This is a genomic window from Devosia sp. (assembly GCF_040509215.1).
Taxonomy (GTDB): domain Bacteria; phylum Pseudomonadota; class Alphaproteobacteria; order Rhizobiales; family Devosiaceae; genus Devosia.
The window spans coordinates 1-12373 of the sequence record NZ_JBEVLL010000387.1 but is presented as its reverse complement, the minus strand read 5'-3'; the positions used below and the strand labels follow the sequence as shown (position 1 = coordinate 12373).

The window sequence follows — 12373 nt, the reverse complement described above, 5'->3', positions numbered from 1 at the left end:
AATAGACCATCACAGCATCAAAGCCACCGCTCTCGAGCGCGACGAGCGTGTCATCGGGGAAATCTGATTCGGCGACCATGTCATAGACCGTCGCCGTGACCACCATGATCCCATGCGGGACGAGAGCCTGGGCGAGGTCGCCGCTGAGATGCCGCCCCGCGGGATAGAGCACCGGTCCCTCGATGCGCGCCAGCGCCAGCATGGTCGTCAGCCGCTCGAACGTTCCTCCGGCGCTGAACACCTCGGAAAAGCCAAGCTCGCGCGCCTCGTGCGCGGTGCGATCGCCCACCGCATAGACCGGCAGGTGCTGGAGATCGGCCAGCACGCCCTTGTCGTCGAGCGCCCGCAAGGCATTGGTGCTGGTCACCGCCAGCGCCGCAAAACCCGACAGCGTCGGTAGGTGGAAATCGAGTGCCGCCCGCGTCAGGAGAGACGTCGCCACCGCCTCGATGCCGAGCGCCGCCAGCCGGTCGATACTGGCTTGGGCATCAGGCTCTGGACGAGTGACGAGTACACGCATGATCTTTACGCCATCCACTGTTTGAGCCAATCGGGCCCGGCCTGATCGAGCAGCGCCTTCCCGACCTTTTCGCCAAGGGCCTGCGGCTCGGCCCCGCTCGCCTCGGCGCGGAACGTCGTCTGTCCATCTAGGCTGAGGATTTCACCCTTGAGGGTAAGGGCGCCGCCCTGCCCCTCGGTCAGCGCCCCAACCGGGGTGCGGCACGATCCGTCGAGCAGGGCCAGCATGGCGCGCTCGGCCGCGATCCCGGCATGGGTCCGCGCATGATCAAGCGGCGCCACCAGATCGAGGAAACGCTGGTCCCCGCTCCGTACGGCGAGCCCGATGGCACCCTGGGCCGGCGCGGGCATGAAATTGTCGGCGTCGAGCACACTGGTCGCCCGATGCGCTTCGCCCAGCCGATTGAGCCCGGCCATGGCGAGGAGTGTTGCATCCGCCACCCCATCGGCGAGCTTTTGCAGCCGCGTATGCACATTGCCGCGGAACGGCACGATTTGGAGATCCGGCCGCAGGCGTAGCGCCTGTGCGGCGCGACGAATGGACGATGTGCCGAATTTCGCGCCCTCGGGCAGGTGGTCGACACTCGACGCCTGCAGCGACAGAAAAGCGTCGCGCACGTCTTCGCGTTCGAGAAAGGCCGCCAGCGCCATGCCCTCGGGCAGCGCCGTCGCCACATCCTTGCTCGAATGCACCCCGATATCGACGCGGCCCGAAAGCAGGGCTTCGTCGATCTCCTTGGTGAAAACCCCTTTGCCGCCAATGGTCGAGAGCGGCACATTGGCATCCTGGCTGCGATCGCCGCCGGTCGAAAACACGTCGATTTCGATATCGTCTTCCGCCACGCCATGGGCGGACGAAAGCAGGCTCCGCACCAGCTTCGCCTGCGCCAGCGCCAGCGGGCTGCCGCGCGTTCCGATCCGGGCGAAGGGGGCTGGCGATTGCATTTTGGCTCTGTCCTAGTGTAGCGAAAACCGAAGGGCGCCTCGCGCCGCCTCACTCTTGGGAGTAGACCAGTTCGTCGTGACCGAGCAAGCGCAAGCCATCATTCTGGGTATCGAGACAAGCTGCGATGAAACCGCCGCCTCCATAGTGATGCGGGATCAATCCGGCCGCGGGACCATTCGTTCCAACGTGGTGCGCAGCCAGCTCGACGAACATGCCGCCTTTGGTGGCGTGGTGCCCGAACTCGCCGCCCGCGCCCATGTCGAATGGCTCGATCACATCATCGCGCAGGCGATCGACGAGGCGGGCATCACCCTCAGCGACATCGACGCCGTGGCCGCCACTGCTGGCCCGGGCCTCATCGGTGGCGTGCTCGTGGGCCTCACCACCGCCAAGGCACTTGCCGCCTCGCTCGATAAACCGCTCATCGCCGTCAACCACCTCGAAGGCCATGCGCTGACGGCCCGGCTGACCAATGGCGTCAAATTTCCCTATCTGATGCTGCTCGTCTCCGGCGGCCACAGCCAGTTCGTGCTGGTGCGCGGCGTCGGCGATTACGAACGCTGGGGCGGCACCATCGACGACGCCCTCGGCGAAGCCTTTGATAAGGTGGCTAAGCTGTTGTCCCTTGGCCATCCGGGCGGCCCCGCCGTTGAGCGCATTGCCCTCCAAGGCGACCCGAAACGCTTCAAGTTTCCAAAACCGCTCCTGCGCGAAGAACGCCTCGACTTTTCCTTCTCCGGTTTGAAGACGGCCGTGCGCCTACAGGCCGAGGCGCTGGCGCCGCTGACCGACCAGGACGTTGCCGATATCGCCGCCAGTTTTCAGGAAACCGTGGCGTTCATCGTCGGCTTCCGCGCCCGCCAGGCCCTGCAAAAATTCGCGGCCGAGTTTCCCGGCGAACCGATTCGCCTCGTGGTCGCAGGTGGCGTTGCCGCCAATCGCCGCATTGCCGAGGCACTGCAAACGCCCTGCACCGAATTCGGCGCCGAGCTCATCGTGCCGCCCATCGCACTTTGCACCGATAATGGTGCCATGATCGCCTGGGCCGGTGCCGAGCGGCTGGCACTCGACGACACCGATAGCCTCGCTATTGCCGCCCGCCCGCGCTGGCCGCTGCAGGACGAAGACATGAAGGTGAAAAGCCATGGCGCTTGAAACGGTAGCCGTTCTCGGTGGCGGCGCCTGGGGCACCGCCCTGGCGCAGGCCGCGGCCATGGCCGGACGCAGTGTGACGCTGGTGCTCCGCAACCAGGATCAGGTCGAGGCGCTCAACGCCACCCATATCAACCAGACCGCCCTGCCCGACCAGACGCTGTTGCCGTCCATCACCGCCAGCATCGAACCTGTCGCCGCCGACATCTTCATCCTCGCCGTACCGGCACAAGCGACGCGAACGCTGCTTACATCGCTTGATCCCGCCCTGCTCGCCGGCAAGCCGGTCGTCCTCTCCGCCAAGGGTCTCGAAACCGGCACGCTTGCCCGGCAGAGCGAAATCCTGACCGACATGGCGCCCGACGCCATCGGCTATGTCCTTTCCGGCCCCAGCTTTGCCGGCGATGTCGCGGCCGGCCGCCCAACCGCCGTCACCCTGGCCGGCGACGACGCCAGCGCCACTTCCGATCTCGCCACTGCCCTCGCTGGCCCAAGCTTCCGCCCCTATGCGGCCGATGACCGGATCGGCGTCGAAATCGCCGGCGCGCTCAAGAACGTCTATGCCCTCGCCTGCGGCGCCGTCGAAGGCGCCAACCTCGGCGCCTCGGCCCGCTCGGCCCTCATCGCCCGCGGCTACGCGGAAATGGCCCGCATGGTCCATGCCCTCGGCGGTTCGGCCCATACGCTGACCGGCCTAGCCGGTCTCGGCGACCTCACGCTGACCTGCACTTCGGTGCAATCGCGAAACTATCAGTTCGGCATGGCGCTCGGCGCCGGTGGCAAGACTTCGGACATCCTGGCCGGCGGCGCCAAGCTCGCCGAGGGTGTGGCGACGGCTCCGGTTGCTGCCGCGCTCGCCAGCAGTCTCGATGTCGATGCCCCGCTCATCCATGCAGTTGACGCGTTCGTTGCCGGCCGCGCCGATATCGCCACCATCGTTGCGGGCCTGATGTCCCGCCCGCTCAAGAGGGAACACTGAAAAAATGCTCTATGCCATGATCGCCAAGGACGCGCCCGGCGCCCTGCAGACGCGCCTCGATACCCGTCCGGTGCACCTCGAACATCTCAACGCGCTGGGCAAGAAGCTGGTCTTTGCTGGCGCCCTCCTCAATGCCGAAGAGCAGCCCGAAGGCTCTATCGTCGTCTTCGAAGCGGAAAACCTCGCCGAGGCCGAAGCCCTGGCGGCTGCCGATCCATTTGTACCGGCCGGCGTTTTCGCCAGCTACGAGGTCAAGCGCTGGCGCATCGCCATCAACAACACCGCCGCGGAGTTCTGAAAGCCATGGCCTACTGGCTGATGAAGTCCGAGCCGGACGTGTTTTCCTTCGACGATCTCGTCGCCAAGACCGGCCGCGGTGAAGTCGAAGAATGGCATGGCGTGCGCAATTATGCGGCGCGCAACAACATGAAGGCCATGGAAGTGGGCGATCAGGCCTTCTTCTACCACTCCAATATCGGCAAGGAGATCGTCGGCATCATGAAGGTGGTGGCCAAGGCCCACCCCGATTCCACCGCCGACCTCAACGCCAAGGGCGAAGTGGTCTGGGAATGCGTCGACGTGCAGTCGGTAAAGCCATTTCCCCGAGCCGTGACCCTGGCTGAGATCAAGGCGACCGAAGCGCTGGCCGAGTTCGAGCTGGTAAAATACTCGCGGCTCTCGGTGTCAAAGGTCAGCGAAACCGAGTGGAAGATGCTGTGCAAGATGGGTGGGGTCAGCTGAACTCCGCCCAGTCGTCACCACCGGGCTTGTCCCGGTGGTCCATACCGCCCAGAGATGGATTGCCGGGACAAGCCCGGCAATGACGACAAACTGAGATATGGATTCACGTGAAACGTTGGACTAGTCCCGCGGCACGAAGGTGAACTCCGCCTCATTCCCGCCTGAGGGATCATCCGTCACCTCGATCGCCAGGCCACCTTTTTCCAGCGCCACGAACCACTCTTCCCAGCTCACGAGCTGAAAGCCGTCAATGCGGTCCGGCCCTTCATTGCCCTCGGCATTGAGCGCATCCTGGCCAAAGGTGAGTTGCAGCACCGTGCGGATGCCGGTGCCGTCGGGCACGTCCATGAGTACGGGATTGCCACCGCGGGCTTCTACCCATTCGCGAATTGCGCGGCGGTCGGTAAGGATTTTAGGCATGACGCTTCTCCATGGAACACCTGGCAGAAGAAAGCCCCGATGACGCGCAAGGTTCCGCCGTTTGCGCAAAGGCGCAACCCTGCTAAGGGTGCGATATCTGAAGGACAAAGGGACCAAAAATGGCTGCGCCAGAGAACCGCATTCTGATGGGCAAGATCGGCGCCGCCCACGGCATCAAGGGCGAAGTCCGCATCACCACGTTTACGGGCGATCCGGAGGCCATAGCCAGCTACGGCCCGCTCGACACCGACCGCCCCGGCCTGACCATCACCATCGAAACGGCCCGCCTCAGCAAGAATGTGCTTGTGGCGCGGGTGAAGGGCGTTCGCGACCGCAACGAGGCCGAGCTGCTCAACGGCGTTTCGCTCTTTGTCGATCGCAGCCGTCTGCCCGATCCCGACGACGAGGATGATTTCTATCACACCGACCTGATCGGCCTCGACGCGCGCCTCGATACCGGGGTCAGCATCGGCGAAGTCTCCGCTCTCCTTAACTTCGGCGCCGGTGACCTTCTCGAAGTGCGCGACCCGCGTTCTGGCGACACCTTTCTTTATCCCTTCAGCAAAGCCGTCGTGCCGACCATTCGCATTGCCGACGGTTTTCTGGTCATCGCCCCGCCGCTCGATGCCGAGCCGGGCGAGGAAGAGCCCGACTGAGCATGTTTTCGGCTGATATCATCACCCTCTTCCCCGACCTCTTTCCGGGGCCGCTCGGCGCTTCGGTGCTTGGTCGCGGCATGGCCGATGGGCTGTGGACACTCCGCGCCACCCATCTGCGCGACTTTGCGACAGACAAGCACCGCACGGTCGACGACACCCCATCGGGCGGCGGCGCCGGCATGGTGCTGAAGCCCGACATTCTGGCGAAAGCCATCGACACGGTTGCGCCCGCCGAAGATCCGCGCCCACGCATCCTCATGTCGCCCCGCGGCAAACCTCTTACGCAAGCCCGCGCCCATGAACTGGCGGTCGGTCCCGGCGCTGTCATCGTCTGCGGCCGCTTCGAGGGCGTCGACCAGCGGGTCATCGAGTCGAGAAACCTCGAGGAAATTTCCATAGGCGACTATGTACTCGCCGGTGGCGAAGTGGCTGCCATGGTCCTTCTCGAAGCCGTCGTCCGGCTCATCCCCGGCGTTCTCGGCGCCCTGGACAGCCGCGACGAGGAAAGCTTTGAAAACGGGCTGCTCGAATATCCGCACTATACACGGCCGCAGAGTTTTGAGGGCACGGATATCCCTGCCGTCCTCACCTCGGGTGATCATGCGAAAATCGCCAAATGGCGGCATGAGCAGTCCCTGGCGCTGACCAGGATACGTCGGCCGGATTTGCTGAAGGACTAAGAGCCCAAAAGACCCAAAACGCTGGACTCTCCGCGCGTTTTCTCCTATGAGCCGCCCATTCGCGCGTCCGGGATCGGACCCGGCGTGCGCCAAGACCAAAAAGACTAACCTCCGTCACAACAAAGACCGGGTGACCTAGTCACCCCTAGAAAAGATCAGAACGGATCAAAATGAGCAGCATTATCGAACAGCTCAATGCCGAGCAGGTTGCCCTGCAGGCTGCAAAGCGCGAACTCCCGGAATTCACCCATGGCGATACCGTCAAGGTGTGGGTCAAGATTCGCGAAGGCGACAAGGAACGTCTCCAGGCCTATGAAGGCGTGGTGATCGCCCGCTCCGGCGGCGGCATCACCGAAAGCTTCACCGTGCGCAAGATTTCGTACGGCGAAGGCGTGGAACGCGTTTTCCCGCTTTACTCGCCCAACATCGCTTCGGTTGAAGTGATCAAGCGCGGTAAGGTCCGTCGCGCCAAGCTCTACTACCTGCGTGATCGTCGCGGTAAGTCGGCTCGTATTTTCGAATCGACCAACGCCCGTACCCGCAAGATCGAAGCTGGCGAACGCGAAGCTGCCCAGGCCGCTCGCGAAGCCCGCGAAGCTGAAAAGGTCGCCGCCGCCGAAGCCTTTGCCGCCGAACAGGCTGCCAAGGACGCGGAAGCCGCAGCCGCTGCTGCAGCCGCCGAACAGGCCGCTGCTGCTGAAGGCGAAGCCAAGAGCGAATAAGCTCTTCGCAGCTTGAACGATTTAAGCCCGGCCGCAAGGTCGGGCTTTTTTGTTGGCGCCCCTGACAGCTCCCGTCAGCAGTGTGTCCTGCCCTGCCATTTCCGGCTTTACCCCCGGCCCGGCTTGGTCCTAAAAGTGCCTCGGCCCCGAGCCTTGGAAAAAATCCGGATCTCCCCATGACCCTTTCCGTCGTCACCTGGAACATCAATTCGGTTCGCCTGCGCCTCGATATGGTGCTCGATTTCCTGCGCCAGTATCAGCCCGACGTTTTGATGCTGCAGGAGATCAAGTGCACCAATGATCAGTTCCCGCGGAATGCCTTCATCGAGAACGGCTATCCGCACATGGCCGTGCACGGACAAAAGGGCTATCACGGCGTCGCCATCGTCTCGAAGTTCCCGCTGACCGACGTATCGAGCCGCGTCTTCTGCGAGATCCCCGAATCGCGCCACGTCTCGGCGCTGGTCGACATGGGCCATGGCCCCTTCACGCTGCACAATTTCTATATCCCGGCCGGCGGCGACGAGCCCGATCCCGAGATCAATCCCAAATTCAAGCACAAGCTGGGGTTCCTCTCGGAACTGAAGACCTGGTTCGGCGAGCCGATCTTCCAGCGCGGCCATCTCATCGCCGGCGATTTCAATATCGCACCGCATGAGAACGACGTCTGGAGCCACAAGCAGCTTCTGAAAATCGTCAGCCACACCCCGGTCGAAACCGAGGCGCTCAATGAGCTGCTGAGCGGCGGCCATGGCTGGGTCGACGTCGTGCGCAAGCACGTGCCCTACGATCAAAAGCTCTATTCCTGGTGGAGCTATCGCAGCGCCGACTGGAATGCCGCCGACAAGGGCCGCCGCCTCGACCACATCTGGGCCACCGCCGACGTCGCCGAACAATCCATCGGTGCCGAAATCATCCGCCCTGCCCGCGGTTGGACCGAAAAGCCGTCTGACCACGTGCCGGTCATCGCCCGCTTCGCAAGGCCATAGGCTACAACGGCGTCATTCCCGCGAAAGCGGGAATCCCAGCGTCAGGCGCCCCAAACAAAAATCCCCGCTCTCGCGGGGATCGTCTGAAGCAAACTGACAAAAACCTACTTCGACTTCATCTTCCGCCGGAGCGGGTCGAGCGCGCCGAGATAACCGGTCAGCTCCCGCTCTATCCGCTGCGCCGCTTTCTGAGCCAGCTCAGGATATTGCCGAATCAGCTTGAGAAAAGCCGTGCGCGGCACGAAAAGCAGCTCGCAATCGGTGACGGCGGTGATTGTCACCGGCCGTGGCTTGTCGAGAATGAGCGCCATAGTCGAAATCACACTGCCAGGCTCGGACAACGCATAGGGCTTGCCAGCCTCGACGCCCTCATTGCGCGCCTTGAGCGTGCCTTCGATGAGCACATAGGCGCCCTCGGGCACCGTGCCGGCCTTGTAGATGATTTCGTCGGCTTCGACATGGCGGCGATCGCTGGCAAAGCCCAGCATGCGCCGCTGCTCGTCGTCACATATCATGAAGAAATCGGCCCGCCCCAGAACGGCGGCCGCATCGTCCATTCTCATCAGCCACAGACCCGAATGCGCCCCGCCCGCCGAAAAGTTTCCGGCGGGTCAACGCATCTGTCTATAGGGCAGTTTTCCTCAGGAATGAACACCCATGAAGAGGATCATCAGGGAACGAGGCGATATCCCCCGTCTTCCGTCACCAGAAGCCGTGCATTGGAGGGGTCGCGCTCGATCTTCTGGCGCAGGCGATAGATATGGGTCTCGAGCGTATGGGTGGTTACGCGGTTGTTGTAGCCCCAGACTTCCTTGAGCAGCACATCGCGCGTGATCGTCTTCGGCCCCTGCCGATAGAGATACTTGAGGATGGACGTTTCCTTGTCCGTCAGCCGCACTTTTATGCCGTCATTGCTCTCGAGCAGCTTTGCTGCCGGCTGAAAGCTATATTGGCCGATGGTGAAGACCGCGTCCTCGCTCTGGTCGTGCTGGCGCAGCGCGGCATTGATGCGCGCGAGGAGCACGGGAAAGCGGAATGGCTTGGTGAGATAATCGTTGGCGCCCGAATCGAGCCCCTTGATCTCGTCAGCCTCGGTATCGTGCCCAGTGAGCATCAGGACGGGGCTCTTGATACCCTCCTGGCGCATCAGCTTGACCGCGTCGCGTCCATCCATATCGGGCAGGCCGACATCGAGAATGGTCAGCTCGACATTGTTCTCGCGCAAGGCTTTCAGCGCATCATTGGCGGTGCCGGCTTCGATGATGTCGAATTCAGGCTGGCTCTTGAGCTGCTCGACCAGGGTTTCGCGAAGATCCGCATCGTCGTCCACAACAAGGATGCGTCGCTTATTCATTGCATTCTCCGGTCTTTTACATTCAGCTGACCAAGATCACATCATTGCGACCTGTTCTTGGCTCGCCAATCACATCGACGTTATTCGGCTCAAAGTAACGCCTGCGCCCCGGAAAAAGTTGCAGCCCCCTAGATTTGGCCGCGCCGCCCGAACAGAGCCGAGCCAACCCGCACCTGCGAAGCGCCCATGGCAATGGCGGTCTCGAAATCCCCGCTCATGCCCATGGAGAGGTTTTCGACACCCGTCAGCTTCCCCAGCGCCGCAAGGTGAGCGAAGTACGGCCCGGCCGGCTGGCCATCGGGCGGAATACACATCAGCCCCACGATATCGAGCCCATGGACGTCCCGACAGCGCCGGACAAAATCCACGGTCTCGTCGACCGGAATGCCCGCCTTCTGCTCCTCGCCGCCAATATTGACCTGCACGAAGCACGGCAGACGCCTGTCTGCCCGCTGCATTTCCTCGGCAAGGACACCCGCGAGTTTCTCGCGATCGACCGTCTCGATGACATCGAACAATGCCACGGCTTCCCGAGCCTTGTTCGTCTGCAGCGGCCCGATCAGGTGCAGCACCACATCCGGAAAAGCTTCGCGCAGGCCCGGCCATTTCTCCTTGGCCTCCTGCACGCGATTTTCCCCGAACACGCGCTGCCCCGCCTCAAGAAACGGCCGCACTTGCTCGGCGTCAAAAGTCTTCGACACGGCAATGAGTTCGACCGTTTCGGGCGGGGCGCCGAATCGATCACGCGCCTTTTCCATGCGGTTGCGAATGTAGTCGAGCGCCTCGTGAGCGCTGTTGACGCGATCGGCCATGAGAAGGCCCCGTTTCTGTTGACCTTGAGGGGGATTTCTGGTGATGGTCCGGTAGCCAAAATCCCCGAAAAGCGCAAGCTGGACCGGCCCTTGCAGGTCCTAGCAGCGCATCCGGTAAGAAAATTTTCAAGGACGAGCAAGTGAGCGGCGAACGCTACAATCCGCGCGAAAGCGAACCGAAATGGCAGAAGATCTGGGACGATGCGAAGAGCTTCGTCACCGCCAATGACGATCCGCGCGAGCCCTACTATGTCCTAGAAATGTTCCCGTACCCGTCCGGGCGCATCCATATGGGCCACGTGCGCAACTATTCCATGGGCGACGTTGTGGCGCGCTATTATCGCGCCCGTGGCCGTAACGTGCTGCACCCAATGGGCTGGGACGCCTTTGGCCTGCCGGCCGAAAACGCCGCCATCGAGCGCAAGACCCATCCCGGCACCTGGACCTACCAGAACATCGAGGCGATGAAGGCCCAGCTCAAGTCCATGGGTCTCTCCATCGACTGGACGCGCGAATTCGCCACCTGTTCGCCCGAATATTACCAGCACCAGCAAGCTCTCTTCATCGACATGCTGGCCGCGGGCTTGATCACCCGCAAGAACTCCAAGGTCAATTGGGACCCGGTCGACATGACCGTGCTCGCCAATGAGCAGGTCATTGACGGCAAGGGCTGGCGCTCTGGCGCCGTCGTCGAACAGCGCGAGCTGACCCAGTGGTTCTTCAAGATTTCCGACTTCGCCGAAGATCTGCTCGAAGCGCTCGACACCCTGACCGAATGGCCGGAAAAAGTCCGCACCATGCAGCGCAACTGGATCGGCAAGTCCGAAGGCCTGCGCCTGCTGTTCGAACTGGCTCCCAGTGACAAGACCGATGCCACGAGCATCGAAGTCTTCACCACGCGCCCGGACACCATCTTCGGCGCGTCCTTCGTCGGCCTCTCGCCCGATCATCCGCTGACGACTGCTTTGGCTGCTAACAATCCGGCTCTCGTCGATTTCGTCGCCGAATGCCACAGCCATGGCACGGCCACCGAAACGCTGGAAAAGGCCGAAAAGCAGGGCTTTGACACCGGTCTGCGCGTCAAGCACCCAGTCATCGAAGGCGAGACGCTGCCCGTGTACGTGGCCAATTTCATCCTGATGGATTACGGCACCGGCGCCATTTTCGGCTGCCCGGCGCACGACCAGCGCGACCTCGATCTCGCCCGCAAATATGGCCTGAGCGTTATTCCCGTCGTGCTGCCGCAAGGCGCCGACCCGGCAACGTTTGAAGTCGGCAACGAAGCCTATGTTGACGCTGGCAACATCTTCAATTCCGGCTTCCTCGATGGCCTCTCCATCGACGACGCCAAGAAAAAGATCGCCGAACACTTTGGTGCCCGGACCGTCGACGGCAAGGTGCAGGGCAAGGTGGAAGTGAACTATCGCCTGCGCGATTGGGGCATTTCCCGCCAGCGCTATTGGGGCTGCCCGATCCCGGTCATCCATTGCGAAGTCTGCGGCACCATCCCCGTGCCCAAGAAGGACCTGCCGGTCCGCCTGCCCGACGATGTCACCTTCGACAAGCCTGGCAATGCGCTCGACCACCATCCGACCTGGAAGCACGTACACTGCCCGCAATGCGGCGGTTCCGCCCGTCGCGAAACCGACACCATGGACACTTTTGTCGATTCGTCCTGGTACTTTGCCCGCTTCACCGCACCCCAGGCCGAAACGCCCACCGTGCCGGCCATCGCCAGCCGCTGGCTGCCGGTCGACCAGTATATCGGCGGCGTCGAGCACGCGATTTTGCACCTGCTCTATTCGCGCTTCTTCACCCGCGCCATGAAGGCGACGGGTCACGTCGACATCAGCGAACCCTTCAAGGGCCTCTTCACCCAGGGCATGGTGACGCACGAAACCTACAAGTCCGAAGCCGGCGAGTGGGTGAACCCGACCGAGATCGTCATCGAAGCATCAGGCGATACCCGTACCGCCCGCGACCTCAAGACCGGTGCGCCCGTCGCCATCGGTTCGGTCGAAAAGATGAGCAAATCCAAGAAGAACGTCGTTGATCCCGACGAGATCGTCGGCACCTATGGCGCCGATACCGCTCGCTGGTTCATGCTCTCGGATTCGCCACCGGAGCGCGATGTGCAATGGACCGAAGCCGGCGTCGAAGGCGCCAGCCGTTTCCAGCAGCGCGTTTGGCGTCTCGTCAATGAAGCGATCGAGATTTCGAAACAGTCTTCCGAGACTGTTTCGCCAAACGACGCTTCTGACGCCCTGGCGCTGCGCCGAATCATCCATCGCTCCGTTCATGGCATCGCCCATGACATCGAAGGCCTGCGTTTCAACCGCGCCGTCGCCCAGATCTATGAGCTGACCAATGCCTTGACCAAGGTGCTCGGCAGCAATCTGG

General features: G+C 62.6%; 15 protein-coding genes. 9 read left to right on the top strand and 6 right to left on the bottom strand.

Features of this window, described 5'->3' with window-relative positions; translation table 11 throughout:
- Positions 1–520 (bottom strand): uroporphyrinogen-III synthase (locus ABW043_RS21685; protein ID WP_353923273.1); only part of this gene is annotated, 520 nt, incomplete at its 3' end.
- Positions 521–525: 5 nt separating this feature from the next.
- Positions 526–1464, bottom strand: coding sequence for a hydroxymethylbilane synthase (hemC, locus tag ABW043_RS21680; protein ID WP_353923272.1), 939 nt, complete (start codon positions 1462–1464; stop codon positions 526–528).
- A 97-nt stretch (positions 1465–1561) separates the two neighbouring features.
- Here hemC and tsaD point away from each other — a divergent pair, with 97 nt between their 5' ends.
- From tsaD to ABW043_RS21660, 4 genes are read left to right on the top strand one after another with little or no spacing between them, the layout of a single operon-like run.
- Positions 1562–2620 carry a tRNA (adenosine(37)-N6)-threonylcarbamoyltransferase complex transferase subunit TsaD gene (gene tsaD, locus ABW043_RS21675; RefSeq protein WP_353923274.1) on the top strand — a complete coding sequence of 353 codons (1059 nt, stop codon included), beginning with the start codon at positions 1562–1564 and terminating at the stop codon, positions 2618–2620.
- Positions 2610–3596, top strand: coding sequence for an NAD(P)H-dependent glycerol-3-phosphate dehydrogenase (locus ABW043_RS21670; protein WP_353923271.1), 987 nt, complete (start codon positions 2610–2612; stop codon positions 3594–3596). Before tsaD ends, ABW043_RS21670 begins: the two co-directional genes overlap by 11 nt.
- Positions 3597–3600: 4 nt before the next feature.
- Entirely contained in the window at positions 3601–3894 is a 294-nt protein-coding gene (locus ABW043_RS21665; RefSeq protein WP_353923270.1) for a YciI family protein, read from the top strand.
- A gap of 5 nt (positions 3895–3899) precedes the next feature.
- A complete protein-coding gene (locus ABW043_RS21660; protein ID WP_353923269.1) occupies positions 3900–4337 on the top strand; it encodes an EVE domain-containing protein in 438 nt (145 codons plus the stop codon).
- A 120-nt stretch (positions 4338–4457) separates the two neighbouring features.
- Here ABW043_RS21660 and ABW043_RS21655 read toward each other — a convergent pair whose 3' ends face one another.
- The gene (locus ABW043_RS21655) at positions 4458–4757 is read right to left on the bottom strand and encodes a hypothetical protein (RefSeq protein WP_353923268.1); all 300 of its coding nucleotides are present in this window, start codon (positions 4755–4757) and stop codon (positions 4458–4460) included.
- Between the two features lie 119 nt (positions 4758–4876).
- Between ABW043_RS21655 and rimM the strand changes: the two genes are divergently transcribed.
- The 4 genes from rimM to ABW043_RS21635 all read left to right on the top strand — a co-directional run bounded on the left by rimM (position 4877) and on the right by ABW043_RS21635 (position 7807).
- Entirely contained in the window at positions 4877–5413 is a 537-nt protein-coding gene (gene rimM / locus ABW043_RS21650; protein WP_353923267.1) for a ribosome maturation factor RimM, read from the top strand.
- A gap of 2 nt (positions 5414–5415) precedes the next feature.
- Entirely contained in the window at positions 5416–6096 is a 681-nt protein-coding gene (gene trmD / locus ABW043_RS21645) for a tRNA (guanosine(37)-N1)-methyltransferase TrmD (RefSeq protein WP_353923266.1), read from the top strand.
- Between the two features lie 170 nt (positions 6097–6266).
- Positions 6267–6818 carry a 50S ribosomal protein L19 gene (gene rplS / locus ABW043_RS21640; RefSeq protein WP_353923265.1) on the top strand — a complete coding sequence of 184 codons (552 nt, stop codon included), beginning with the start codon at positions 6267–6269 and terminating at the stop codon, positions 6816–6818.
- A 176-nt stretch (positions 6819–6994) separates the two neighbouring features.
- On the top strand, positions 6995–7807 hold the full coding sequence (locus ABW043_RS21635) for an exodeoxyribonuclease III (RefSeq protein WP_353923264.1): 813 nt from the start codon (positions 6995–6997) through the stop codon (positions 7805–7807).
- A gap of 104 nt (positions 7808–7911) precedes the next feature.
- Here ABW043_RS21635 and ABW043_RS21630 read toward each other — a convergent pair whose 3' ends face one another.
- The 3 genes from ABW043_RS21630 to ABW043_RS21620 all read right to left on the bottom strand — a co-directional run bounded on the left by ABW043_RS21630 (position 7912) and on the right by ABW043_RS21620 (position 9973).
- Positions 7912–8364, bottom strand: a complete 453-nt coding sequence (locus ABW043_RS21630; RefSeq protein WP_353923263.1) for a Crp/Fnr family transcriptional regulator — start codon at positions 8362–8364, stop codon at positions 7912–7914.
- Positions 8365–8477: 113 nt separating this feature from the next.
- Complete coding sequence (locus ABW043_RS21625) at positions 8478–9161, bottom strand: response regulator transcription factor (protein WP_353923262.1); 684 nt, start codon at positions 9159–9161, stop codon at positions 8478–8480.
- Positions 9162–9289: 128 nt separating this feature from the next.
- Entirely contained in the window at positions 9290–9973 is a 684-nt protein-coding gene (locus ABW043_RS21620; RefSeq protein WP_353923261.1) for a YggS family pyridoxal phosphate-dependent enzyme, read from the bottom strand.
- A 140-nt stretch (positions 9974–10113) separates the two neighbouring features.
- Here ABW043_RS21620 and leuS point away from each other — a divergent pair.
- On the top strand, positions 10114–12373 hold a 2260-nt coding region (leuS, locus tag ABW043_RS21615; protein ID WP_353923260.1), incomplete at its 3' end, for a leucine--tRNA ligase.